At 62.5% G+C, this 22,008-nt stretch carries 25 protein-coding genes; 15 read left to right on the plus strand and 10 right to left on the minus strand.

Annotated elements, in window-relative coordinates; genetic code table 11:
* Positions 1 to 13 precede the first annotated feature (13 nt).
* From ACZ0AJ_RS08265 to ACZ0AJ_RS08275, 3 genes are all read left to right on the plus strand, one after another.
* Positions 14 to 703, plus strand: coding sequence for a hypothetical protein (locus tag ACZ0AJ_RS08265; protein WP_499453817.1), 690 nt, complete (start codon positions 14 to 16; stop codon positions 701 to 703).
* Between the two features lie 132 nt (positions 704 to 835).
* Positions 836 to 1,822, plus strand: a complete 987-nt coding sequence (gene cyoE / locus ACZ0AJ_RS08270; RefSeq protein WP_499453818.1) for a heme o synthase — start codon at positions 836 to 838, stop codon at positions 1,820 to 1,822.
* A 95-nt stretch (positions 1,823 to 1,917) separates the two neighbouring features.
* Positions 1,918 to 3,480, plus strand: coding sequence for an alpha,alpha-trehalose-phosphate synthase (UDP-forming) (locus tag ACZ0AJ_RS08275; protein ID WP_499453820.1), 1,563 nt, complete (start codon positions 1,918 to 1,920; stop codon positions 3,478 to 3,480).
* A gap of 28 nt (positions 3,481 to 3,508) precedes the next feature.
* Here ACZ0AJ_RS08275 and ACZ0AJ_RS08280 read toward each other — a convergent pair whose 3' ends face one another.
* Genes ACZ0AJ_RS08280 through ACZ0AJ_RS08295 form a run of 4 tightly spaced genes read right to left on the minus strand, consistent with a single transcriptional unit; the run spans position 3,509 to position 6,558 of the window.
* Positions 3,509 to 4,222, minus strand: coding sequence for a glycosyltransferase family 2 protein (locus tag ACZ0AJ_RS08280; RefSeq protein ID WP_499453821.1), 714 nt, complete (start codon positions 4,220 to 4,222; stop codon positions 3,509 to 3,511).
* On the minus strand, positions 4,219 to 4,833 hold the full coding sequence (locus ACZ0AJ_RS08285; protein ID WP_499453822.1) for a methyltransferase domain-containing protein: 615 nt from the start codon (positions 4,831 to 4,833) through the stop codon (positions 4,219 to 4,221). Before ACZ0AJ_RS08285 ends, ACZ0AJ_RS08280 begins: the two co-directional genes overlap by 4 nt.
* A complete protein-coding gene (locus ACZ0AJ_RS08290) occupies positions 4,826 to 5,599 on the minus strand; it encodes a PIG-L deacetylase family protein (RefSeq protein ID WP_499453823.1) in 774 nt (257 codons plus the stop codon). Before ACZ0AJ_RS08290 ends, ACZ0AJ_RS08285 begins: the two co-directional genes overlap by 8 nt.
* Positions 5,587 to 6,558, minus strand: coding sequence for an acyl-CoA dehydrogenase family protein (locus ACZ0AJ_RS08295; protein ID WP_499453825.1), 972 nt, complete (start codon positions 6,556 to 6,558; stop codon positions 5,587 to 5,589). The genes ACZ0AJ_RS08290 and ACZ0AJ_RS08295 overlap by 13 nt, the downstream gene beginning before the upstream one ends.
* A gap of 235 nt (positions 6,559 to 6,793) precedes the next feature.
* Between ACZ0AJ_RS08295 and ACZ0AJ_RS08300 the strand changes: the two genes are divergently transcribed.
* Positions 6,794 to 7,252, plus strand: coding sequence for a DUF2721 domain-containing protein (locus ACZ0AJ_RS08300; RefSeq protein ID WP_499453827.1), 459 nt, complete (start codon positions 6,794 to 6,796; stop codon positions 7,250 to 7,252).
* Between the two features lie 3 nt (positions 7,253 to 7,255).
* Here ACZ0AJ_RS08300 and ACZ0AJ_RS08305 read toward each other — a convergent pair whose 3' ends face one another.
* The gene (locus tag ACZ0AJ_RS08305; protein WP_499453828.1) at positions 7,256 to 8,167 is read right to left on the minus strand and encodes an alpha/beta fold hydrolase; all 912 of its coding nucleotides are present in this window, start codon (positions 8,165 to 8,167) and stop codon (positions 7,256 to 7,258) included.
* 130 nt (positions 8,168 to 8,297) lie between these two features.
* On the opposite strand from ACZ0AJ_RS08305, the gene ACZ0AJ_RS08310 reads away from it, so the two are divergent.
* A complete protein-coding gene (locus tag ACZ0AJ_RS08310; RefSeq protein WP_499453829.1) occupies positions 8,298 to 8,885 on the plus strand; it encodes a CGNR zinc finger domain-containing protein in 588 nt (195 codons plus the stop codon).
* A 114-nt stretch (positions 8,886 to 8,999) separates the two neighbouring features.
* On the opposite strand, the gene ACZ0AJ_RS08315 is transcribed toward ACZ0AJ_RS08310, so the two are convergent.
* Positions 9,000 to 9,380: a translational machinery protein gene (locus ACZ0AJ_RS08315; RefSeq protein ID WP_499454500.1), complete on the minus strand. Its 381-nt coding sequence runs from the start codon at positions 9,378 to 9,380 to the stop codon at positions 9,000 to 9,002.
* Positions 9,381 to 9,560: 180 nt separating this feature from the next.
* Between ACZ0AJ_RS08315 and ACZ0AJ_RS08320 the strand changes: the two genes are divergently transcribed.
* The 3 genes from ACZ0AJ_RS08320 to ACZ0AJ_RS08330 are packed head-to-tail and all read left to right on the plus strand — an operon-like array spanning position 9,561 to position 11,670.
* Positions 9,561 to 9,974 carry an Rrf2 family transcriptional regulator gene (locus ACZ0AJ_RS08320; RefSeq protein WP_499453832.1) on the plus strand — a complete coding sequence of 138 codons (414 nt, stop codon included), beginning with the start codon at positions 9,561 to 9,563 and terminating at the stop codon, positions 9,972 to 9,974.
* A gap of 9 nt (positions 9,975 to 9,983) precedes the next feature.
* Positions 9,984 to 10,442 (plus strand): MarR family winged helix-turn-helix transcriptional regulator, encoded by a 459-nt coding sequence (locus ACZ0AJ_RS08325; RefSeq protein ID WP_499453833.1) that lies wholly within the window; start codon positions 9,984 to 9,986, stop codon positions 10,440 to 10,442.
* A gap of 37 nt (positions 10,443 to 10,479) precedes the next feature.
* Positions 10,480 to 11,670, plus strand: coding sequence for an FAD-dependent monooxygenase (locus tag ACZ0AJ_RS08330; protein ID WP_499453834.1), 1,191 nt, complete (start codon positions 10,480 to 10,482; stop codon positions 11,668 to 11,670).
* Here the strand turns inward: ACZ0AJ_RS08330 and ACZ0AJ_RS08335 are convergent.
* Entirely contained in the window at positions 11,656 to 12,600 is a 945-nt protein-coding gene (locus ACZ0AJ_RS08335; RefSeq protein WP_499453835.1) for a LysR family transcriptional regulator, read from the minus strand. The two genes, ACZ0AJ_RS08330 and ACZ0AJ_RS08335, sit on opposite strands and share 15 nt — an antisense overlap.
* A 98-nt stretch (positions 12,601 to 12,698) precedes the next feature.
* On the opposite strand from ACZ0AJ_RS08335, the gene ACZ0AJ_RS08340 reads away from it, so the two are divergent.
* Positions 12,699 to 13,949: an SGNH/GDSL hydrolase family protein gene (locus ACZ0AJ_RS08340; RefSeq protein ID WP_499453836.1), complete on the plus strand. Its 1,251-nt coding sequence runs from the start codon at positions 12,699 to 12,701 to the stop codon at positions 13,947 to 13,949.
* A 10-nt stretch (positions 13,950 to 13,959) separates the two neighbouring features.
* On the opposite strand, the gene ACZ0AJ_RS08345 is transcribed toward ACZ0AJ_RS08340, so the two are convergent.
* Positions 13,960 to 14,970: a tyrosine-type recombinase/integrase gene (locus tag ACZ0AJ_RS08345; protein ID WP_499453837.1), complete on the minus strand. Its 1,011-nt coding sequence runs from the start codon at positions 14,968 to 14,970 to the stop codon at positions 13,960 to 13,962.
* Between the two features lie 413 nt (positions 14,971 to 15,383).
* Here ACZ0AJ_RS08345 and ACZ0AJ_RS08350 point away from each other — a divergent pair, with 413 nt between their 5' ends.
* From ACZ0AJ_RS08350 to ACZ0AJ_RS08360, 3 genes are all read left to right on the plus strand, one after another.
* Positions 15,384 to 15,635 (plus strand): hypothetical protein, encoded by a 252-nt coding sequence (locus ACZ0AJ_RS08350; RefSeq protein ID WP_499453838.1) that lies wholly within the window; start codon positions 15,384 to 15,386, stop codon positions 15,633 to 15,635.
* 706 nt (positions 15,636 to 16,341) lie between these two features.
* Positions 16,342 to 17,271, plus strand: a complete 930-nt coding sequence (locus ACZ0AJ_RS08355) for a DnaJ C-terminal domain-containing protein (protein WP_499454504.1) — start codon at positions 16,342 to 16,344, stop codon at positions 17,269 to 17,271.
* Between the two features lie 12 nt (positions 17,272 to 17,283).
* Positions 17,284 to 17,637 (plus strand): chaperone modulator CbpM, encoded by a 354-nt coding sequence (locus ACZ0AJ_RS08360; RefSeq protein ID WP_499453842.1) that lies wholly within the window; start codon positions 17,284 to 17,286, stop codon positions 17,635 to 17,637.
* Between the two features lie 152 nt (positions 17,638 to 17,789).
* On the opposite strand, the gene ACZ0AJ_RS08365 is transcribed toward ACZ0AJ_RS08360, so the two are convergent.
* Positions 17,790 to 18,656 (minus strand): hypothetical protein, encoded by an 867-nt coding sequence (locus ACZ0AJ_RS08365; protein WP_499453843.1) that lies wholly within the window; start codon positions 18,654 to 18,656, stop codon positions 17,790 to 17,792.
* Positions 18,657 to 18,894: 238 nt separating this feature from the next.
* Between ACZ0AJ_RS08365 and ACZ0AJ_RS08370 the strand changes: the two genes are divergently transcribed.
* From ACZ0AJ_RS08370 to ACZ0AJ_RS08380, 3 genes are all read left to right on the plus strand, one after another.
* Positions 18,895 to 19,341, plus strand: coding sequence for a hypothetical protein (locus ACZ0AJ_RS08370; RefSeq protein WP_499454506.1), 447 nt, complete (start codon positions 18,895 to 18,897; stop codon positions 19,339 to 19,341).
* Between the two features lie 67 nt (positions 19,342 to 19,408).
* Positions 19,409 to 20,023 carry a 2-hydroxychromene-2-carboxylate isomerase gene (locus ACZ0AJ_RS08375; protein WP_499453846.1) on the plus strand — a complete coding sequence of 205 codons (615 nt, stop codon included), beginning with the start codon at positions 19,409 to 19,411 and terminating at the stop codon, positions 20,021 to 20,023.
* A 305-nt stretch (positions 20,024 to 20,328) separates the two neighbouring features.
* Positions 20,329 to 20,607, plus strand: coding sequence for a hypothetical protein (locus ACZ0AJ_RS08380; protein ID WP_332532062.1), 279 nt, complete (start codon positions 20,329 to 20,331; stop codon positions 20,605 to 20,607).
* Between the two features lie 209 nt (positions 20,608 to 20,816).
* Here the strand turns inward: ACZ0AJ_RS08380 and ACZ0AJ_RS08385 are convergent, their stop codons facing one another.
* Complete coding sequence (locus ACZ0AJ_RS08385; protein WP_499453847.1) at positions 20,817 to 21,983, minus strand: tyrosine-type recombinase/integrase; 1,167 nt, start codon at positions 21,981 to 21,983, stop codon at positions 20,817 to 20,819.
* Positions 21,984 to 22,008: the final 25 nt, after the last annotated feature.

A 22,008-nucleotide genomic window follows, 5' to 3' on the forward strand; every position in this document is an offset into this window, starting at 1 on the left:
AAACGGAGAGACGATGGGGCGATTATTTTTGTGGGCGAAGACGCGCCCGGCGCAGTGGGCGCTGCTGGCTGCGCTCGTGGCCTGTTACCCCGTGAGCCTGCTCCTGCCGCTGTCGTGGGGCCGTGAAGCGGGCGTTCTGGAAAACCTGCAGGTGGTTGTATTGCTGAGCGGCTTCGTGGTCGCGGTCGTCGTCTTCATGCGGCGTCGTCCGGAACGCACGGCGATGCTGGCGCTGTGGGCCGCGCCCGTGTGGTTGCTGCTGGCGGGCCGCGAACTGAGCTGGGGCCGCGCCTGGCGCGCCGTGCCCGGGTTCGATGCGGCGGGCAGGGCGCTGCCGCCCGAGCCGCTGTGGTTCCAGCCGCTGGTGTGGCCGGGCGCCGTGCTGCTCATCGGCTGGCTCGTGTACAGCGCCTGGCATTACCGCATCGACGAGGTGGTGCGCCTGGCGTTCGTGCGCAGCGCGCCGTGGCTGCTGCTGTTCGTGGCGCTTGGTGCGGCCGTGGGGTCGACCTGTGCCGAGGGGCATATGTCGTGCCATATCGATCTGGTCGCCTCGCGTGCACAGGTCTTCGAAGAGCTGGTCGAACTGCTGGCCTACGTGGCGCTGTGCAGTCTGCAAGCGGTTGTCCTGAAGCACCGGGTGCCGGCCCTGGGGCCGCGCCATGAGCACGGCGTCGATGCTCGCGCAAAACGGGTGCGCTGACGCCAGTTTGCTGGCGGCGCGCATGTGGCTCGCTTGGCAAGTAGGACAAATTGCCCGTTGGTCGCGCCGCCATTTTCCTCTAGCATGATGGGTTCTGTGAAATGACCACCTGCCTGCAGCGGTCGCCCGATCATGTCGAATTCAAAAGTTGTCGAAATCCCGCCGGCCGCCCTGGCCATTTCTGATGTCGCTACTGGCGTCGCTACTGGCGTCGTTACTGGCGCCTCGCCCGCCCGTGGCCTGGCGCAGCGCGCCGGCCAGTACTGGGCGCTGACCAAGCCGCGCGTGACGCTGCTGACCGTGTTCTGCGCCGTGATCGGCAGCCTGCTGGCCACCGATGGCGCACCCGCCTGGTCCGTGTTGCTCTACAGCGCCGCTGGCATCTGGCTGCTGGCCGGCGCCGCCTTCGCCGTCAATTGTCTGCTGGAAGCGCAGGTCGATGCGCGCATGACCCGCACGGCGCGCCGGGCCACCGCGCGCGGCGACCTGGGGCCAGCCCAGACGGTCGTGTTTTCGCTCGTGCTGGGGGGCGCCGGTGCGGCCTTGCTGTACACGCAGGTCAATCCGCTGACGATGTGGCTGACACTGGCCACGTTTGTCGGCTACGCCTTCATTTATACCTTGCTGCTGAAACCGGCCACGCCGCAGAACATCGTGATCGGCGGGTTTGCCGGCGCCATGCCGCCGGCGCTCGGCTGGGCGGCGGTGGCCAATGGCGTGCCGCTCGAGGCGTGGCTGCTGGTGCTGATCATCTTTCTGTGGACGCCGCCGCATTTCTGGGCGCTGGCGATGGCGCGGCGCGACGACTACGCGCGCTCCGGCCTGCCGATGTTGCCGATCACCCACGGCATGGCCCACACGGGCCAGCAGGTATGGCGTTACAGCGTGGCGCTGGCGGTCGGGACCGCGCTGCCATGGGCGGTGGGAATGAGCGGGCTGTTCTATCTGGCGTGTGCGTGCGCGCTGAACGCCGTGTTCCTGCGCCATGGCTGGCTGGTCCACAAGCACTACAGCGACGCGATCGCGCGCAAGGCATTCGCCTGGTCGATCGTGTATCTGGCGCTGCTGTTCGGCGCGCTGCTGGCCGACCATTACCTGACGCTGCTATTGGCGGTTTGAGCCACGCTGGGTTCGTCATCGAACAGATGTGGAGAACGCTAACATCTTAAGCTGTTCCCATGACAGCTCGATACTACTCCGCCCCCACAACGAGGATGCGCAGCAATCCGGCGCCTCTACCCCTTCCAACCTTTCCGGGCGAGCGCCGCAAGATCGCGCGCCCCACAGCCTTGTTGCCCGAGGACGTGCGCGACAGCGCCGACCTGGCCCGCCTGATCGACCAACTTGGCTGCGGCGACGACCTGATCGTCGTGTCCAACCGCGCACCATGCGTGCATTCGCAGGCTGGTGACGGCGTAACTGCCCAGCGGCCCGCCGGCGGCCTGGTGACGGCGCTCGAAGCTGTCCTGTCCAAAGAAGGCGGCTGCTGGATCGCCCATGGCAGCGGCACAGCCGACCGCGCCACGGTCGATGCCAACGACCACGTCCTGCCCGAGCATCTGGACGCGCCGTACCGGCTGCGCCGCCTGTGGCTCAGCGATGCCGAAGTGGCCGGCTACTACGACGGCCTGGCCAACGAGGCGCTGTGGCCGTTGTGCCACCGCACCGGCGTCGCGCCGACGTTCCGCCTTGACGACTGGTCGCATTACGTGGCCGTCAACCGCCGCTTCGCCGACGCCGTGATTGCCGAAGCCGCGAGCGAGCGTCCCGTGGTGCTGGTGCAGGACTACCACCTGGCGCTGGTACCGCAGATGGTGCGCGAGCAGTTGCCGGACGCCGTCATTATCCTGTTCTGGCATATTCCGTTCCCGACGCCCCAGGTGCTGGCCACGTTCCCATGGGCGCAGCAGATGATGGCGGGCTTGCTGGCCAGCACCGTGATGGGTCTGCAAACGCCGGCCGATCTGACCAACTTCAGCCTGGCGCGCGCTGCCATTCCCGGCGCCCAGGGCCGCGGCGCGGCGCACGCCGGCGCCTATCCGATCTCGATTGCGTGGCCGGCCAGGAATGATGTGGCCACGCCTGGCATCCGTGACGCGGTGGGCAGCCAGTTCGGCATCGCGCCAGGCATACGGCTGCTGGTTGGTGTCGATCGAATGGATTACACGAAAGGCTTGAGCGAGCGCCTGCAGGCGTTCGAGTTGCTGCTCGAGCGGCGGCCCGACTTGCGTGGGCAGGTGACGCTCTTGCAGATCGGCGCGCCATGCCGCTCGGCGCTGGCGGCGTACCAGACGATCACGCGCGACGTGGTTGCGCTCACGCAGCGTATCAACGCACGCTTTGGCAAGGATGACTGGCAGCCGGTCGTGTTGCATGCGAAAAGCGCGGATGCAGCCACCGTTACCGCGTGCTACCGCGCGGCCGACGTGTGCCTGGTGACGAGCCTGCATGACGGGATGAATCTGGTGGCGAAGGAATTCGTGGCGGCCCGCACCGACCTGCGCGGTGCGCTGGTGCTCAGCAGCCAGGCCGGCGCTGCCGCTGAACTGCATCAGGCGCTGATCGTCGACCCGCGCGACATCGCCGGCATGGCCCGCGCCATTGAACGTGCGCTGGACATGCCGCTTGACGAGCAGACCCGGCGCCTGCGCGCGATGCGCGGCGTCGTCAGTCAATACACGGTGTTCCGTTGGGCGGCGCAGTTGCTGGTGGATGGGATGCGCATCGAGGCGAGTCGCCGGGTCACGTGTGGCCCGACACACGCTTATTCGCGTTGACCGGGTAACGATACACCCCTGTCAACACTCAGGTCGTTGGCAGGGGCACTTCCATCTCGCACGTTACGGCCAGCAGCGTATCCCCGAAGCCACCGCGCGCCCGCGCATCCAGCCTGGCGCTGGTGAACACGCGCGGCAGCGCGCTCCAGGCAAAGCGGGCGCCCGACAGTTCCAGTGCCCGCACCAGCAGCACGTCTTCATGGCAGGCCACTGCCGCAAAACCCCCGGCCGCCTGGTAGGCCAGCGCGCACACGCCCAGGTTCGCCCCGTGAATGTGACGGTGATCTTCCCGGTCATGGTAGGTGCGGGCGAAATGTTCGCGCAGCAGTTGCGCCTTGTCCGCGTGGGGTGACCAGTCATCGACCGCCACCGAGCCACAGACGACGTCTGCGCCCAGTGTGACCTGCACGGCCAGCCATTGCGGCGAGACGCGCGTGTCGGCGTCGGTGAACGCGAGCCAGCGCGCCTCGGCTGCGATCAGGTGCAGGGCGCCGGCAGCACGCGCGCTGCCAACCTGGCGCGCTGAGATTTCCAGTGCGTCGAGCCGGCAACCGGCCAGCGCGAATGCCGTCTGCCATTCGCGCACGATCGCTGCCGTGCCGTCGTCGCAGGCATCGAGCACAACGCACACCATGACCGGTTCGCCTGACAGTTGCGGATGCGTCGCTGCCCGCAGGACGGCTTGCAGGCAGGCGCCGAGGCACGCTTCTTCGTTATGGGCGGGGATGGCAACGCCGATCATGCGCGTTCTCCCTGTATTCCCTGCAGCGGCGCCACCGGGCGCCAGACGTCGAGCACGAACGCTTCGTCGCGATGGTGCAGCGAGCGGCGCAGGCCGGGCAGTGCGTCGGCAATCGCGTGCACGGTGGCCGTCGGCGTGATGCGGTCGTCGAAGTCGTGCAGGTAGTGGCACAGCACCAGTTCGCCGTCCGGCGCCAGGTTGGCCGCAGCGCCCGCCAGCATCGCGGCGATCGCGTCCTCGGCGAAGTAATACAGCAGTTCGCTGAGCACGATCAGGTCGAACGTGTCGTCCAGTGGCCAGTCGGCCGGCAGGCGGCGCGTCTCGAAACGGATGCCACGCGTGGCGGCGTCGGGTACGCGGCGCCGTGCGGCATCCAGCGCACTGGCGGCGCCGTCGCAGGCCAGCAGGCGGTCGCACCGTTCGGCCAGCGCCACGCTCATTTCACCATTGCCGCAGCCAGGCTCGAACGCGTTGCGGTAGCGCGGCTTGCCAAGGCTGGCGAGCAGGATCGCGCGCTTGCGCTGTTCATACCAGGCGCCGCGCACGTCCCACGGATCGTCCGATGCGGCGTACAGGGTTTCGAAATGGGCCAGGGGTTGGGCGTCACGCATGGTCGGGAAAATAGAGTTCAAAAGGATGCAGGACGCGTTCCATCGCAAACGCGGGCAGGATGGGCGCTGCGCCGCTGCTGGCGTCGCCCTCGATCTGGCTGTGGAAGCACCCGAGGGCGGCGCGTTTGCGCGCCAGCGCGTCGGCTGTCACCGGTAATTTACGCGCCTGGTTCATCGGCATTGCGCCGTCGCCTGGCGCGCTCCAGTGCCAGCCCCAGACTGGCGCCTGCAGCACGCGCGCGCCACGCTGGCGGGCGACGGCGCTGCAGGCCAGCGCCGTCGATTCATGGTCCGGGTGGCCGTCGAAGCGCCAGGTGGTGATGACGATGTCGCCCGGCGCGATGAGCGCGGCCAGCTGGCGCTCGAGTTCAGGCGCGGCCGCGGTGACGCCGCCGTCCGGAATATGCAGGCGACGCACGCGGTCGGCGCCGATGCCCAGGTGGGCCAGGGCGGCATCCGTTTCGTCGGTCCGTGCCTGGCGCAGGCGCTCCGGCGGCCAGGCCGGCGAGCCGGGATGGCTGGCTTCACCATCCGTGACGGCCACGATCAGCGGCGCGTCGCCGCGCGCCGCGACCAGGTGCAGCAAGGCGCCGCAGGTCAGGATTTCGTCATCGGGATGGGGCGCGACCACGACGACGCGGGTGCCGGGCGGGATCAGCGCATCCAGCGTGGTCGAGGGAACGGCGGCCAGCGCGGCGTCGCGCGCCCAGTCGGCCGCTGCCGGGCCGGTGCCGCCGATGTGACGCGAGCGGTTTATAAGGTCCATGGCGCGTCCTCCAGGGCAGCGACCAGCTTGCCGACGGCTTCCAGATCGCGCTCCGCATGGCTCTGGCGCATGAACACCGGCAGGTCCGCATACAGCTGCGCGAGCGACCCATCCTTGCACAGCGGGCCGGCGCCCAATGCGCGGCCCACCGCATGCAAGACTGTATTGGCGGTCGTTTCGACGCTCAGGCGTACGGTCATCGCCGTGCGCATGGCGTTCGCGCCTGGTGCCCGGTCGATGGCGGCTGCGGCCTCGCGGATCAGCGCGGCGCAGCCTTGCAGTGCGACCGAGACCTCGCCCAGCTGCGCCAGGCGATGGGGGTCGCTGCGCCCGGCCAGTCGTTCACGCAGCGCATCGGCCAGACGCGTGGCGGCGCCGAACCAGCATGCGGCCACGCCTGCGCCGCCTTGCCAGAAGCCGGCGCGTTCAACATAGAAGCCCGGACCAGCCAGCGGCGTCGCCACGACATCATCGAACCAGACGTCGACGCTGGCGGTGGCACGCATGCCCACCGCGTTCCAGCCGTCGTCGGTGACGCGCACGCCAGGCTGGCGCAGGTTGACCGCCGCCAGCATCGGGGCGCCAGCGTCATCCCAGCAACTCACCACCGCATGCGTGACGCCACGCGCCCCCGAGCACCAGGCCTTGCGGCCGTGCAGAACATGGCCGTGATCGACCGCTACCAGGGCCAGGCGCGCATCGGGTGGCTCCGCACACCAGGTACCCCAGGTAGCTTGCGGGGTGTCGGCCAGCGCGTGCGCCTGGGCTTCGTGCAGGATGGCCACCGCATCCGTATGGCCTTCAAACACCTTCGCCAGCGGCAAATCATGTGCGCCAACGGCGGCGAGTGCCTGCCAGCGGGCCAGCGTCGCACCGTGACCGGGTAATGGAAGGCTTGCATGGCCAGCGCGCACGAGTTCGCCCAGCGCCTCGGTCGGGGACAGGCCAGTGAGGCTCACAAACGCGCTGTGCAGCGTAGTAAGTGGAGGTGTGACTGTTGGGGTAATCTGCATGGCATCGACGTGTTTTTATTGCAACGATTCGATGCTGACAGGCGTCCATGCATATTGGCTGTACGCCATTTCACACAGGAAAGAAGTAGGCAATGTGAGCGGGTCATGATGAACCGGCACTCGTGCTTTGCGTAACGATGCTGCTACACTCCGCCATCTTCCCTCCACGGACAGCGTTGCAATGAACTTCCAGCTCGGCGATATCGGTCAGGTCATCCAATTGGCGATCGCGCCCGTGTTCCTGCTTGCCGGTGTCAACATCCTGCTGATCCTGCTGACCAACCGGCTTGGCCGCATCATTGATCAGATGCGCTTGTTGGAAGATCGCGCCATCAAGTGCGTCGATGCCGAGTGTGTGGCTGCGCTGAGCGGTCTGCACCGCCGTTCCAGCCTGATCAATATCGCGATTGCCGCCAGCACGCTGTGCGGCCTGCTGGTCTGCCTGGTGATCGCGATGCTGTTTCTCGGCGACGCCACCGGCCTGCCGCTTGTCCATCTGATCGCTGCCAGTTTCATTGGCGCGATGCTGGCCCTGACGACGGGCTTCATCTGCCTGATGCGCGAGGTATCGATGTCGTATCGCCTGATGCGCGAGCAGCAACTGGTGGCGATGGCCATGTGCGCGGGGCGCGCGGCCTGAGCTTTACCGCTCGTTGGCACGCTTGCCCGTGACATGCCCGGCGAGGAAGTCGCACATTGCTTCAGCAATCTCGGGCCAATGCGTCTCCAGCGCAAAGTGACCGGTATCCAGGAAGCGCACCTCGGCCTGCGGCAGGTCGCGTGTGAACGCGTGGGCGCCCGCCGGTACAAAGAACGGATCGTTCTGGCCCCAGATTGCGAGTAACGGCGGCTGGTACTGACGGAAATACGCGTGCAGCTGCGCGTACTGCGCGATGTTCTGTCCGTAATCGACCAGCAGGTCCAGTTGCGAATCGACCCCGATGCGTTCGGTGGCGGCGAACGCCAGCGCGTAGCCATCGGGCGCGACGCGCGAGACATCGCGAACGCCTTCCGTGTACTGCCACTTCGTCATCTCGAATGAATTGAATGTGCGCAGTGCTTCGCGATTCGCAGCGCTCGGATCGGCCCACGCGGCGCGCATCGGCGCCCAACCCGGGCTCAGACCTTCCTCGTAGCCATTGCCGTTCTGCGTCACGATGGCCGTGATGCGCTCGGGATGGCGCACCGCAAGACGCCAGCCGACTGGCGCGCCGTAGTCGAACACATACATCGCATAGGTATCCAGACCCACGGCCTCCGTGAAGGCGTCGATGACGTCCGCAAGATGCGCGAACGTGAACTCGAAGGCCGGGTCGGTGCGCGTCATGCCGAAGCCGGGCAGATCGGGCGCGACCACGCGATAGTGTTTGGCCAGCGCGGGGATCAGGTCGCGAAACATATGCGACGACGCGCCGAAGCCGTGCAGCAGCAATAGGGCAGGCGCGTCGGCCGGGCCGGCTTCGCGGTAGAACACGTCGGTGCCATCGATGGCGATGCTGGCGTAGCGTACGACAGGCGTTACGGTGGTGGACAAGGGGGTAGGGTGATCTTGCATGAATGTTCTCCTGAATGACATTGATTGACATAACCTCTAAAACTGCCTAATGAAGGTTATGGGTGCATTGTGGCATGGGTGGAGTAACCCTTCAAGTATAATCTTGATGGTTATTACATTGGAGGCAGTCATGGCCGACACATTGCAGTCCGAAGCTGGCGCAGCACCTTTGATCGCTGATCATCTGGCGCTCGACATGCTGAACACCGAGGCAGGCGTCGGCGACGCGCAGCAGGATTTCTGGTGGAGCAGCCACGCCCTGCTGGACTGGCTGGCGCGTTGCGGTATCGATGCGGGACAGCCTTCCGGACCCGCGGCGGATGCCTTCCTGCGCGACGCGAAGGTATTGCGCGCCGCCGCGCGTGATCTGATCAAGCGCCGCATGGAGGGTAAACAGGGTGATCCTGCGCTGCTCAACCGTTATCTGGCGGCGGTGGGGTCGACGCCGGCGCTTGTCTGGGACGAGGTGCAGCCGCATCTGGTGCGTCAGGGCGAGGCGCCGTCGCCAGCACGTGCGTTGGGAGTATTGGCCGAGGCTGTCGCGACCTTGCTGGCCGAGGGTGATTTCACACTGGTAAGACAGTGCGAGCATCCGGAGTGCGTCCTGTGGTTCTACGACCGCACGAAATCGCACCGGCGGCGTTGGTGCAGCATGGCGCTGTGTGGCAATCGGCATAAGGCAGCGCAGTTTCGCGCGCGAAACCGACCTGTAGCGTAGGCGTTGTAATCGATACTGCTGAAGTTGCAGTTTTTGCGCAGGCGTTAAAAAACCCGCTATGCCATGACGGCAAGCGGGTTAGTGGCGCGCTGGCGCTAAAAGACTGTCAGCGAATTACTGCATGCCGCCGCTGCTGATGAAATGCTCGCGTGCGTAGGCCAGTAGTTGGCCTTCCGATGGATGATCCACGGTTTCGACAGATTTGATCTTGTCGGCAATCGCCGGCATCTTGCTCGTCAGGTAGGAAACGAATGCGGTCTTCTCTTCGGCCGGGCCCACGACCAGAATCTGCTCGCTGTCGTTCAGCGCTGCAGCGATGTCCTTGTAGAACAGCGTGTTGTCGTCACCGTTGACGTGGTTGTCGCCGTGCTTCTGATGCGGATGCGGGTGGGTCGAATGGGTTTTCATCGACTCGGATTCCGACGCATTCTTGTCGAAGTGGATGACTTGGGCTTTGGTGTGGTCGAGCCAGACGACGGTGTTATTCAGGGACATGGTTGCTTTCATAATGAAGTGTGGGTTGAGCATAGCGCATGTCCCGCGGTGACTGGGTGCGCTACCACACGCACGTCCTGTCACAGTCGACAAAACTGAAACTCGACGAATTGCGTTCAACTCCCGATGATATCGAAACTCCTGAAGTTTCGGTATCATGGTGGCAGGAGGATTTCAACGATGAGAGCAGATTTCAGACTGGCGCGCATGCTGCACGTCCTGAGCCACATTCACGGCCGCACCAATACCACGAGTTCCGAGGAACTCGCGGTCATGCTCAATACCAATCCTGTGCTCGTTCGCCGGATGATGGGTGGACTGCGCGCCGCAGGGTATGTGACGTCGACGTCCGGGCGCAACGGCGGCTGGGTATTGGCGGTCGACCCCGACGCCATCACGGTGCTCGATGTGTACCAGGCGCTCGAAGAACCCGTGATCTTTGCAATCGGCGCAAATGTCGATCACCCGGGCTGCCCGCAGGAACAGGCGATCAATGGCGCACTCGAGGTGGCCATGGCCCAGGCAGCTGGCACGCTGCTGCGTGAATTCGGGCAGGTGCGCCTGTCGGCCTTCATCACGCCGTCGGCAACCTAGGGGGCGCGCATGCCGACGGAGATCGAGATCCATCCGGAAGCTGCGGTCGCACCCGGCTATCTGGCCAATCACGCCGCGCGCGTGTTCAACCGCGCGGTCGACGATGGTCTGCGCCCGCACGGTCTGACGCTGGCGCTGATCGGCCCGCTGCTTTTGCTGTCATGGAAGGGGGCGATGCTGCAGCGTGACATGGTGCGCGCCTCGGCCATCAAGCAGCCGGCAATGGTCGCACTGCTCGACAAGCTCGAAGGGATGGGAATGATCGAGCGTCAGGTCATGGCGGCGGACAAGCGCGCTTCGGCGGTCAGCCTGACCGAGGCGGGTCGTGCCGGCGCGGCCATTGGGCGCACGGTGCTGCTGGAGGTCAATGCCATGGGCGTGGCGGGATTCAGCGACGCCGAGGCAGCGCAGCTGGTTGGGCTGTTGGTCAGACTCATTGCGAATCTGGAAAACACCGCGAAAAATTAATATCATCTATGATGTAATTTTTCAGCGGGGGCAGGACATGTCACAACGCATCTTGATCACCGGCGCGAGCGTCGCTGGCAACACGGCCGCCTGGTGGCTGGCGTATTACGGCGTCGAGGTAGAACTGGTCGAGCGGGCGCCCGCCTTCCGGGATGGTGGCCAGAACGTCGATGTGCGGGGCAATGCCCGCGACGTGCTGCGCAAGATGGGACTCGAAGCGGCGGCCTTCCGGTGCAGCACGCAAGAATTGGGCACGGAGTGGGTGGACGAAGACAACCGCGTGATCGCGCGCTTCGAGGCAGCCGATTCCACCACAGACAATGGCCCCACGGCCGAACTGGAAATCCGTCGCGGCGATCTGGCCCGCATCATCCATGACGCCGTCTGCGAACGCGTCAATGTCCGCTTCGGTGACCACATCGCACAGGTCGTGCAGGACGATGACGGCGTTGACGTCACCTTCGACAGCGGCCGCACGGGCCGCTACGCCGCCGTGATCGTTGCCGAAGGCGTCGGCTCGAGCACCCGTGAGCTTGTGTTCCCGGGCGAAAACAAGCCACGCTGGATGAACCTGACGATCGCGTACTTCAGTATCCCGGCCACGCCACAGGACGGGCCTTATGCGCGGCAATACAACACCATCGGCGGCCGTGGCGCAACGCTGAAACCCGCCCGCGACGACAAGCTCGGCGCCTACGTGGGCGTGCACAAGACGCCCGAGGGCGAGCACCACTGGGATGCCGCGCGGCAGCGCCAGTTCATCGAGCAGCAGTTTGCGCACGATGGCTGGGAGTTTCCACGCATTCTCGAGGCCATGAAAACGACCGATGACTTTTACTTTGACGTGCTGCAGCAAGTGCGCATGCCGCGCTGGTGCGCCAACCGCGTGGCGCTGGTGGGCGATGCAGCCTGGTGCCCGACGCCGCTGACGGGTATCGGCACGTCGCTGGCCATGATCGGCGGCTATGTGATTGCCGGCGAACTGGCAAACGGCGCGGCGCCTGCAGTCGCGTTTGCCGCCTACGAACGCATCATGCGGCCGTATGTGAAGAAAGGTCAGCGCCTGCCGAAAATTGTGCCCCGCATCCTGTGGCCGCACACGCGTTTCGGTCTGGCGTTCCTGCAGCGCGCGATGCGCGTGGCTGGTTCGTCACTGGTCAAAAAGCTGATCAACAACGGATTCGCACGCGCTTCCCACGAGCTCGCGCTGCCGTCATACCGTGGTTGACGGTAGCGTTTGAACGCCTTGCGCTGGCGCTGCGTTATGAAAGCCGCCGATCTGGCTGAATTGATCGACCGCGAAATCAATGAAGGTTTTTACGCGCAGCGGCTGATAGTGGCGCGATGGCGTCAGCACGTACAAGTCTTGACTGCGGGCCATCCAGTCTGGCAATACCTGAACCAGTGCGCCGCTCCACAACAGATCGTGGATCAGCCAGTCGGGACAAATGGCAATCCCGCTGTCCAGCACGAGCGCTTCCCGGATCGCCAGCGCATTGTTGACGCGATAGCGGCTGCGGACCGGGACCTGGAGCGCCTGATCGCCACGGTGCAGATCGATCGTGGTACCGGGTGTCCATGCGAAGCGCACGAAGTCGTGACCGGTCAGATCAGCCGGCTGTTCTGGCTCGCCCCGTTGTTGCAGATACGTGGGCGAGGCCGCAAGAAAGCGCGGGATCGTGGCCAGGTGGCGGCCGGTGACATCCGGCGGCAGCGGTCCACCGAGCCGGAAAGCGATATCGACGCCTTCAGCGACCATGTCGATGTAGCGGTCGTCCAGTACCAGTTCGATCTCCACCGCCGGATGCGCTGCCAGAAAACGCCCGACGATCGCATTGATCCGCAACTGCCCCAGGCCAACGGGCGCATTGATCCGCAGAAGACCCGAGACCTGGCCTGTCATTCCCTGGACGGTGCCGACGGCAGCATCGAAGCCATCGAGCACCAGTTTGGCATCGAGGTAGAACTGCCGCCCCTGGTCGGTTGGCGACAAGCCCCTGGTACTGCGCTGAAACAGCCGCACAGACAGGTGCTGCTCGAGTTGGGCCAGGAGCTTGCTGACCGTCGGCTGCGTCGTCCCGAGTTCACGCGCTGCCGCCGACAAGCTGCCCAGCTCCAGCGTTCGTACGAAGGTACGAATGGCGCGCAGAGTATCCATCGATATATTCTTGAATGGAATGAGTGATGTTCGACTTTATCATCTTCCAGCAAAATATCGAATGACCTATCGTGTGTTCTTTATTACTGAGGATTCCCATGCGCCACTACCTACATAACGCCGCGATCTGGACCGCCATGACCCTTGCAGGCAACGCACTGGCCGAGGACGCACGTACGGATTGGGTGACGTCCTGGTACGCAGCGCCTCAGCCTGGATGGGATAGCCAATTCGTTTTGCCGATGAACGTGCCTGCCGTTCTGGATCATCAGACGGTGCGCGAATACGTTCGCATCAGTGCCGGCGGCGAGCGCATCAAACTGGTGTTCTCGAATCGCTACGGCAAAGCGCCTCTGGCAATCGGCGCGGCCAGCGTGATGATGCGCGAAGTGACGTTCGCAGGCGCACGGCAGGTAGTGATCGCACCTGGCGCGACCGTCACGAGCGACCCGGTTGCGCTATCGGTCGCGCCGTTATCGCAGCTGGAGGTTACGACCTATCTCCCCCAGCGTACCCCGGTCACCGGGTTTCACTGGGGTGCGTCGCAACGTATCAGCATCGCTGCCGGCAATGCCAGCCGGGAAGCCGAGCTTTCGAACGCGACGCGGGTGGAAGGGCGCTTGTTTCTCAGCGCTGTGCTGGTCGATGCACTGCCAGAAGGCCGCACGGTGGTGGCGCTGGGCGACTCCATCACGGATGGCAATGGATCGACGCCGGATGCAGATCGGCGCTGGCCCGATTTCCTCGCGCGCCGGCTGGCGCCGCATGGCATCGCCGTGGCCAATGCCGGCATTTCCGGTGCGCGGCTGCTGAAAGATGGCATGGGCGAGCGCGCGCTGGCGCGATTCGGGCAGGATGTGCTGGGTCAACCCGGGGTGTCGGACGTGATTGTCCTATTGGGGATCAACGATATCGGCTGGCCTGGCAGTCCATTCGCGCCGGCTGAAACGATGGTGACGCTGAACGAATTGACGGCGGGCTTTCGCCAGCTTGCGGCCACCGCGCATGCCAGAAAAATCCGGATCACGGTGGGGACGTTGCCGCCATTCGAGGGCGCGCTGGAGGGAACGCCGTTTGCCGGGCATTACAACCCGCAGAAAGAGGCATTGCGCCTGCGGTTGAATGACTGGATCCGGAGCGCCGGCATCTTCGATGCCGTGGTCGACTTCGACGCGGTGCTGCGCGATCCGGCACGGCCGCAGCGCATGCGTGTTCAATTTGATTCGGGCGACCATCTGCACCCGGGCGATGCCGGCTATCGGAAGATGGCCGATGCCATCGATATCGACGCCATCGTCGCGCGCGATCCGGGCGCTCGTCGAGATGCTGCGCCGGCGCCGAGTCAATAAGCCGGACTGATCATCCCTTGTCGTCGATGTTTTCGCCCGGGTCCGGCTTGACGCGCGTGAGCTTGTAATCGGCAGCAGAGCGTTCGAGCGCCAGGCCGAGCACATCCTTGAGGTCGTCAGGACTTGCGCCGTTGTCGAGCTGCTGCTTGGCGAACGTGTTACGCAGCGTGCGGCCGCCGGAGCGCGCCAGATCCATCCCGGCGCGCTCGAAGGTGGCGCGCATCTGCACATAGACCGTCTTTCTTGTCATCCTGGCACCGGCTGCATTGGCCGGAAAGACGAACTGGCCAGGGATGGCCAGCGTCTCGCGCTCGGCGAGCCATGGCAGCAGCTCGTCGGCGCCGTCGCGGGGGAGGGTAATCGTATGTTCGTGGCTGGTGTCATGCTTTTCGTCGGGCGTGATGGTCAGCACGATCGAGCCGTCGAGCGCCTGCTGGCGGCCGATCTCGGACATCAGCAAGCCGATCGCTTCCGATACGCGCAAACCGGCCAGGGCCATGACGACCTGCATGGCACGATCCCGCCGGCGCTTCCAGCCCTCGAACGGGGTACTGGTGCGGCGCTGTGGTGCTTCGGCTGGCAAGGCTGCGAAGAACCGTACCAACTGTTCTTCAGACAAGGTGCGGCCGGCGTCATCCCGTGTCATGTGGGCACGATCGATATTGAGGATGGCGAGCTGCGCCGGGTTGGGGTTGACGTCGAGGTGCTCATAGCAGCGCTCGAGGAGACGCAGATAGCGGTAGGCGATCTTGCTGTTGAGGATGAGCTTTCCCTTGACGGTGCGGCCGATGAACCGGGCGAGGTCGTTGTGGGTGACTATGGAGAAGGTGAGGCCTTGTTCAATCATCCAGCCCGCCACGTTGGCAAACATGAAGTTGTAGATCTTCGCGGACGCTGCAGACGGAATGCGCAACGTGCCATCGGCGGGCAGGCGGCGGCCGGTTTCGGCGAAAGCTGTAGTGGTGACGAATTCCCGGAACGCTTTGATGGGATCACGGTCCCATGAGGTTGGTGTGGACATGGAGGATGGAATCAGGTTGGGATGCACTAGAGTAGCACAAGAAGGTAACTAACCAACATGTACACAACCACACACGAATTTATCGGAGGGCTCGGCTATCTCCAGGACAACAGCTCCGACATAAGCCACCAGAAGGAAGGTCTGAGTGTGCCTCGTCGGTTAACGGTCCACATCATTGGCAAATCGAATCAGTTCGACTGATGGGCATGGCGAGTCAAGTCCAGCTGGGAATGCCGCGACGGGGGAGGGGATGACGAATGAAGTATTTGACTGTGCGTGACTTTGTATGAGCGTATGAGGGGGTTATTCAGTTACTATCAAATCGGAACACGCGTTCTATCTAATCAGGGGGAAGCATGTACCAATGTCCTCAATGTCAGGATTTCTCTCTCTCCAACTCTTCGACATTATTCATGACGCTCGACGGTACGACGACATGCCCGACATGCAGGACGACGCTGCGTATCAAGCGCAAGCCGACAAATTACCTGCTTATCGCATATATGTGTCTTCGCGCGATCCTGGGGTCAGCGCTGCCGGGCGGCTACAACGTCGGGATTCTTATCGAATTAAACCTGATGATTGCCTTGTTTTTGGTCCAGTTTATGCTGATGGAATACGAGGTTGTTGCCCTGGGTATTTCGCGAGAGTCCTCTAATATTTGATCACTCTGTACGAATCGTTGTCTCGGTTTGGACGCGATCGTTTGCTTGCGCTGTTCCGGGGAAGGCAGGGACCTGAAAGGCTGGGCTTAAACGAAACTCCAGGAATTACAGAAACTCCTGCAGAGCAAGTCGTTCTCGTGCAAAACGCCGGGCGATGAGGGCCTGGGAAGTGGTCTTTCGCAGATTCGCAGCCCGAGCACATGGCTCGCACGCAAGATTGACGGCATTGAAGAGGGCGCTTGCTGCGCTGATGCCTGGCTGACACTGACAATGACAATGACCAGAATGATTGGGTACAAGGACGGCACTTGGAGAAAGACCTGGCTCGCATGCGATCGATATTGCATTTCTTGCCCAACCATAGCCTCAATTGCGCTTTCCTACCGACGCAGTTGGCTATTTGAGTACGGAAGGTGTGCAAGGAAACTTACAGATCACTAACCACCAAATATTAAAGTAACTAACCAACTTATGTAAAAGACAAAAATAAAAACAACAGCGCAAGCAGAAGCAGCGGCATCGAAGTTGAGATGAGCTTCTGAAGAGTGAGCTCCACTGAACCTGCAGCCAGATGTCATTGCACCACGAAAGTTCAGCATGAAAAGTGATCTCCAATGATCAAAGTTGCCGAAGATAACGCGATGCAAATGACTCCACGTATTGTTTTCTCGCTATCTCAACTAACCGTAAATTCCCCAGGATTCTTGTGAAATATAAAGACTACTACCAGACCATGGACGTTCCGCGCACTGCCAGTGCTGACGAGATCAAGCAGGCGTACCGCAAGCTGGCACGCAAATTTCACCCTGATGTCTCGAAGGATGCATCGGCCAAAGAGAAATTTCAGGCGATCGGCGAGGCCTATGCGGTCTTGAAGGATCCTGAAAAGCGCCTTGCTTACGATGCGCTTGGCAAGGCGCCGGAAGGCGCCGACGTTGCGCCGCCGCCCGGATGGCAGCACAACTTCAGCACGGCTGGGGCAGGCTTCGACGAGGCTGATCTTGCCGATCTGTTCGCCGCATTCGGACGTGGAACAAGGGGTGGTCAAGCACGCCGGCCAGCGCCTGTCCGGGGCCAGGACGTGGATATTTCCGCGGACGTCACGCTCGAGCAGATTCACGGCGGCGGTGAGATTGAAGTACGTGCGAATCTGCCCGAGTCCGACGCCCGCGGCGTGCAACATCTGGTCAGCCGGACCTTTCGCATCACGATCCCAGCCGGCGCGGCCAACGGTCAGCGGCTGCGCCTGGCAGGCAAGGGTGGTCCCGGCCACCATGGTGGTCAGCCCGGCGACCTGTACGTCGCGCTGGCATTGACGCCGCACCCGTTATATCGCCTCAGCGGGCGCGATCTGTACATGGATCTGCCGCTTGCTCCCTGGGAAGCCGTGCTGGGCGCAGCGGTTCGGATTCCAACACTGGACGGGCACGTCGAACTGACTGTGAAGGCAGGATCGACAGCGGGCCAGCAACTGCGCCTGGCCAAGCGTGGCTTGCGCGGGCCCGATGGTGTTGCCGGTGCGCTTTACGCGGTCATCGTCATCAAGGTCCCATCGCAGGTCAGCGATGCCGAGCGCGCGCTGTACCAGCAACTGGCAGAGGCATCCAAGTTTCAGGCCCGTGCCAACTTCGGTTAAGGAGATTTACTCATGTCCATGCAAGTGACTCATGCGGTCTGGCTTAACGAGACGGCAGTGTGCTCGATTGATCATCTGGTTGAAGTATCTGGACTATCGCCCGATGACATCAGCAATCTGGTCGAGGATGGCGTGATGGTGCCAGCCGATGCGTCGAACCCGGGCGCCGGCTTCCATTCGGTGCACGTCCTCACCGTCAGGCAGGCGCGCAGGCTACGGGATGACTTTGAGCTGGACCGAAACGGTCTTGCACTGGCATTGACGCTGCTGCGCCGTATCGAGTCTTTGGAACAGGCGCTGCACATGGCGCAATTGGGTCATGGGTTTGTTTTGCCGGTGGCCGGGGACTCGGTTGGGAAAGACTGACCGCATGGCTGACATGGCGCATATCTGGATCAGCCCGCAGGCATCCAAGCAAAAATACAAACACCGCATAATCTATATTATGTTAAATGCGTTGTGCGTGTTAGCTGCTGATTGCAGGTAGAACGTCGGGCACGCCTCCCTCTCAGCGCAATCTACGATATGGTCCAGATCGCTGCAGATGCATCGTCAGACGCTTTCACAGCGCGTTCTGCAGTTCGTCCACTCGTGGCTTCGTAGTTCCGCAACTTGTCGAGTTGCGCCTTGAGTCCGTGGGCGATGCACGCCTCCACCAGCGCCGCGTCAGTGTACAAGCCGTAGAGATCGATCAGCCGATAGAAGCCGTCTGTCATCACCAGAATGCTGGCGTCGTCCGTCAGTTCCACACTGCGTAGACGCGCCTGAAACGGCCCATTCGGATCAAGACACAGGACACCGGGCGCTGGCGCCAGGTTTTGTGATTCGCGGCGGGCTCGCAGCATCGGGAGCATCTGTTCGCGTCGACTTGCCGGATCCGCGATACCGTCGTCTGTCATTTTCGCAATCACATCCTGCAGAACAGCTTCCTGTGGATTCACGAATGGATCCAGGTCGATACAGGGTCCGCTGGTCGTGTACAGCAGCGTCTTGCAGTCACCAAGGCAGTACAGCGTCGCGTGTGCAGCCTCGTCGTGATGCGATATCCTCAACCAGGTCATTGCTGCAATTGGCCACGCGTGCACTGGAACGTCGCGACCGGCTGTCAGGTGCATAAACTGCGCTCGGACATCGACGATCGCCATCCGGACGCAATCAGGCTGATCTCGCCCTGGTATCAGCATTTTTTGAAGTGAATCGGTAAATGCATGGACGAACCATGCGACATCGCCGTGTACTTCGTCGATGTGATCCCGTTCCGCCACGGATGAGCCACCGTCAATGACGATAATGTCGCTCACGCCGGCGCATGTGAACACTGCGATGTGGTCATCGTTGTGTTGCGAATTGGGGTTGGCACCAGCAGAAACATGTTCAATTTTCATTAGGCAACGTATATTTGATCATGCTGGGACTCTACCCTTATCAAACACAGGGGACAAGGAGATACACCTGCTTCAAAACCTAACTCGACAATATATTCCCTAATGTCGATTGAGATTATTGCAGGCTGAGTCACTCTCACACCTCTCGATGTCTGACACGTCTTGGCTGCACCTTGCCACCACCGTCATCTTCTCTCACCTTGCTGAAAGTCGCAGATGAAAAACCTGGCCATCCGACTTGTCTATTTTGCTGGCATCATCAGCGCTATCGGCGCCGTCATCCACTTCGCTGGCCATTGCTGGCGGAACCGGCTGGTTTATATTCTTCAATGCACCGCTGCAGGTCGTGGCGTCATCGCGTGCCGGAACCTGGTTGGCACCATCGAGCACCAGCATTATCGGACTACTCATGACGGTGTGCGCGGCCTACGCCTTCTCCGCATTGGGACGCTTGCCGCGACTACCGCTACCCCGCCTCATGCTGGCCGGCATGGCCGGGGTCTGCCTGTTGCGGGCTGCGGTGTTCGTGCCGCTGGCGATCAATCACCCGCAGCTGCGCACTACTTTTGAACTCATCAGCGCCGTCATTTGGGGCCTGGCCGGTGCCGGCTTCCTGGTCGCCTGCCTGGCACCCGTTCGCCAACGGCAGCCGCTGGCGCGCACGCCGCTCGGAACGATCACCTGAAGCTCCTCCCAGAGAAGGTATTGAAATCCGTTGCCTCCTCATCGTCGATTGACTGGATTCACGCTCAATGAACATCATCGAATTCTGGTTCGATTTCGGTAGCAATTACAGTTACCTGAGCATGATGCGGATACGGCGCGCAGCGGCCGCTGCCAACCTGCGTGTCGAGCTGAAGCCGTTCATGCTCGGTCCGATCTTCAAGTCGCTGGGGTGGGAAACGTCGCCATTCGTGCTGCAGACGCTGAAAGGCGATTACGTATGGCATGACTTGCGCCGCCAGTGCGTCAAATACGGCTTGCGCTGGCAACGCCCTTCCCTATTTCCCCGTCATGGGCTGCTTGCCGCGCGCATCGCACTACAGGGCGAAGGCACGTCCTGGCTTGAAGATTTCTGTGAACAGGTCATGCTGGCCAATTTCGCGGACGACCGAGAAGTTGGCGACGAGGCGGTGCTGGCCGGGATTCTCGCCGGACTTGGTGCTGACAGTGCAGAGATCATCGCGGCAGCTAAAACGGATGCGTGCAAGGCCGCGCTGCGTGCGCGCACAGCCGATGCCCAGGCCCGCGGTATCTTTGGCGCGCCCATGTTTTTCGTTGGCGACGAGATGTTCTGGGGGAATGACCGTCTTGAGGATGCCATCGCTTACGCTAAGACGATGGTAACGGCGGCAGGAGCAGCATGATTGCGTGCCGTGCCGTCGAGCAGACAATCTATGTTCCGAGTTGTGTTGGGTTGAAGATCCGATAGATACAACGCCGCTCAGGAACCGGTTACTTGCAGCGGGCGCTGAACATGCAAGAAAATCGGACGACGACATGCTCCCCTGCTCTCGCTAATTGCCGTGTGCCCGCCTGCATCCACACGTCCCATCCATTCCAGGCAGCAGCAATCCACCACAGCCGCGCACGGCACGCAGCCGGTGATTTGCACGTAACCGATGACTGCGTGACAATGCGATAACACTTACCGATCACTCAAAGGCACACCATGAACATCACCGTCCAGAATACTGTCCCCGCAACAACCCGCATCACGCTCGTCGGCGAAATGCACGATGGCACCTTCGCTGCCGAAGTCATGACCGAGACCGCCGTTCCCTACACGCCGTATTGGGATAACCTGCTCGAACAACGCATCGTCTATATCCAGCCCGATGATGAACAGCTCGAGGCCATCATCACGGCCTTGAACGAACGTCGTCTGACACTCGACGAGTTACAGAATTACGGCAGCGCTGAAGGCGGCACGTCGTCCATCCCGGTATAAGCAATCGGTCATGGCACAGGGGAAGTGGCAACGCCTCTCCTGCCGATCTGTGGTGATCACCGTCGAATCAGAGCCGGCCTCTTTTCTGTAGACTTGTTTGATATTTGGTGTCGGTTTCGGAGTAGTTAGCTTTAAAATTTTCGGTTGGAGTTGTTTTACGTGTTGGTTAGTTACATTTACAAATGGAAGACCTCGTCTTCTCTATCGTTTTAGTTGATGCCTCGGTCACCGTTCGAACGAAGAATCTCGTCATGTCGCTCATGGTCGGTCTTGTGCAGATAGGCTGCCGTCGTCGCGATATTGGCGTGCCCCGCCGTGTCCTGCAGCGTCTTGAGCTGCACTCCACTATTGGCATGGTTCGTCAGCATGCTATGCCGTAACCAGTGCGGTGACGCCAGTCTCAGCATCGAAGCACTATCGCCATCCCCTTTCGCTGCCGCGTCATCTGCTGCAAGCTGGAAGATCGCCTTGAGTGCTTCGGATGCGGCTTCGTCGGTGATCCCTACGTACTCCTTCGTGCGGCTCGACAGCACCAGAGGCATGCGATCGCCCCTGCTCGTCTGCTCTAACAGACCGAACGCACGCCGATAGTCGCGGTAGGCGCCGATGGTGGCTGGCGGCGCCGGCAGCCGGCGTGGCTTATTGCCCTTGCCCAGCACGTCGAGCCACCAGCGCCCGTCGCCCTCGCTGTAGACGGCGCCCATATTCGCGCTGACGATTTCGTTCAGGCGCGCGCCGGTCTGGGCAAACGCAATCAACAGGAAGCGATCACGCGCGCGCTGACGCGCTGTCGCTTCGGTGTCCCCAGGCCGTGCTTCAGCCGCAGCCAGCGCATAGGCAATGGCGGCCGGGCTCAGGTAGCGGGTGATGCGGCTCGCGTGTGCAGCGCGGACATTGCGCACGAGCCGCGCCGGATTGCGGCGCAGATAACCGGTCTGCTCGGCAAACGTCAGCACGCCCTTGATTGCAATCATCGCCTGGCGGCGGCTGGTGTCGGATAGGGGCCCGGTGAATGGCCGATAACGCGGATCGTTGCGTGGCCATTTGGTGGTGCTGATCCACGCGGGCGGCGGCTGCCGGATGAATTCCTTGTACAGATTGAGGTCGCCGACGTTCAGTTGCTGGAACGTCTTGCGTGCTTCTTCGCGGCACCAGGTCAGGAACCGATACAGCTCCTTTTGCAGATTGGCGATCGACTTGGGGCTGAGCTCGCCATGGGAGATGTATTCGCGCGCCAGTTCGGCGTCGCTCGTGGCGGAGGTAACCGGCTCGTCGTACATGCTGGAGAAGCTGCCCGCACCGAGCCGGCTGGCGGCCGCCCGATCAGGGTCGGCTGGTGGCAGTGGGTCGAGGTTGATCGGTACAAACACAGGCATGAGCGCTGAATAGATAACTGTATAG

This window comes from Telluria sp. AC161, assembly GCF_979258535.1.

Excerpts from the sequence above, each read along its gene's own strand:
- ACZ0AJ_RS08320 (WP_499453832.1), top strand. The coding sequence starts at position 9,561 with ATGAGAGCAGATTTCAGACTGGCGCGCATGCTGCACGTCCTGAGCCAC.
- ACZ0AJ_RS08340 (WP_499453836.1), top strand. The coding sequence starts at position 12,699 with ATGCGCCACTACCTACATAACGCCGCGATCTGGACCGCCATGACCCTT.
- ACZ0AJ_RS08365 (WP_499453843.1), bottom strand. The coding sequence starts at position 18,656 with ATGAAAATTGAACATGTTTCTGCTGGTGCCAACCCCAATTCGCAACAC.
- ACZ0AJ_RS08385 (WP_499453847.1), bottom strand. The coding sequence starts at position 21,983 with ATGCCTGTGTTTGTACCGATCAACCTCGACCCACTGCCACCAGCCGAC.
- ACZ0AJ_RS08315 (WP_499454500.1), bottom strand. The coding sequence starts at position 9,380 with ATGTCCCTGAATAACACCGTCGTCTGGCTCGACCACACCAAAGCCCAA.
- ACZ0AJ_RS08275 (WP_499453820.1), top strand. The coding sequence starts at position 1,918 with ATGCGCAGCAATCCGGCGCCTCTACCCCTTCCAACCTTTCCGGGCGAG.
- ACZ0AJ_RS08290 (WP_499453823.1), bottom strand. The coding sequence starts at position 5,599 with ATGGACCTTATAAACCGCTCGCGTCACATCGGCGGCACCGGCCCGGCA.
- ACZ0AJ_RS08305 (WP_499453828.1), bottom strand. The coding sequence starts at position 8,167 with ATGCAAGATCACCCTACCCCCTTGTCCACCACCGTAACGCCTGTCGTA.
- ACZ0AJ_RS08350 (WP_499453838.1), top strand. The coding sequence starts at position 15,384 with ATGACGCTCGACGGTACGACGACATGCCCGACATGCAGGACGACGCTG.
- ACZ0AJ_RS08375 (WP_499453846.1), top strand. The coding sequence starts at position 19,409 with ATGAACATCATCGAATTCTGGTTCGATTTCGGTAGCAATTACAGTTAC.
- ACZ0AJ_RS08300 (WP_499453827.1), top strand. The coding sequence starts at position 6,794 with ATGAACTTCCAGCTCGGCGATATCGGTCAGGTCATCCAATTGGCGATC.
- cyoE (WP_499453818.1), top strand. The coding sequence starts at position 836 with ATGTCGAATTCAAAAGTTGTCGAAATCCCGCCGGCCGCCCTGGCCATT.
- ACZ0AJ_RS08265 (WP_499453817.1), top strand. The coding sequence starts at position 14 with ATGGGGCGATTATTTTTGTGGGCGAAGACGCGCCCGGCGCAGTGGGCG.
- ACZ0AJ_RS08380 (WP_332532062.1), top strand. The coding sequence starts at position 20,329 with ATGAACATCACCGTCCAGAATACTGTCCCCGCAACAACCCGCATCACG.
- ACZ0AJ_RS08335 (WP_499453835.1), bottom strand. The coding sequence starts at position 12,600 with ATGGATACTCTGCGCGCCATTCGTACCTTCGTACGAACGCTGGAGCTG.
- ACZ0AJ_RS08280 (WP_499453821.1), bottom strand. The coding sequence starts at position 4,222 with ATGATCGGCGTTGCCATCCCCGCCCATAACGAAGAAGCGTGCCTCGGC.
- ACZ0AJ_RS08360 (WP_499453842.1), top strand. The coding sequence starts at position 17,284 with ATGTCCATGCAAGTGACTCATGCGGTCTGGCTTAACGAGACGGCAGTG.
- ACZ0AJ_RS08325 (WP_499453833.1), top strand. The coding sequence starts at position 9,984 with ATGCCGACGGAGATCGAGATCCATCCGGAAGCTGCGGTCGCACCCGGC.
- ACZ0AJ_RS08310 (WP_499453829.1), top strand. The coding sequence starts at position 8,298 with ATGGCCGACACATTGCAGTCCGAAGCTGGCGCAGCACCTTTGATCGCT.
- ACZ0AJ_RS08330 (WP_499453834.1), top strand. The coding sequence starts at position 10,480 with ATGTCACAACGCATCTTGATCACCGGCGCGAGCGTCGCTGGCAACACG.
- ACZ0AJ_RS08345 (WP_499453837.1), bottom strand. The coding sequence starts at position 14,970 with ATGTCCACACCAACCTCATGGGACCGTGATCCCATCAAAGCGTTCCGG.
- ACZ0AJ_RS08285 (WP_499453822.1), bottom strand. The coding sequence starts at position 4,833 with ATGCGTGACGCCCAACCCCTGGCCCATTTCGAAACCCTGTACGCCGCA.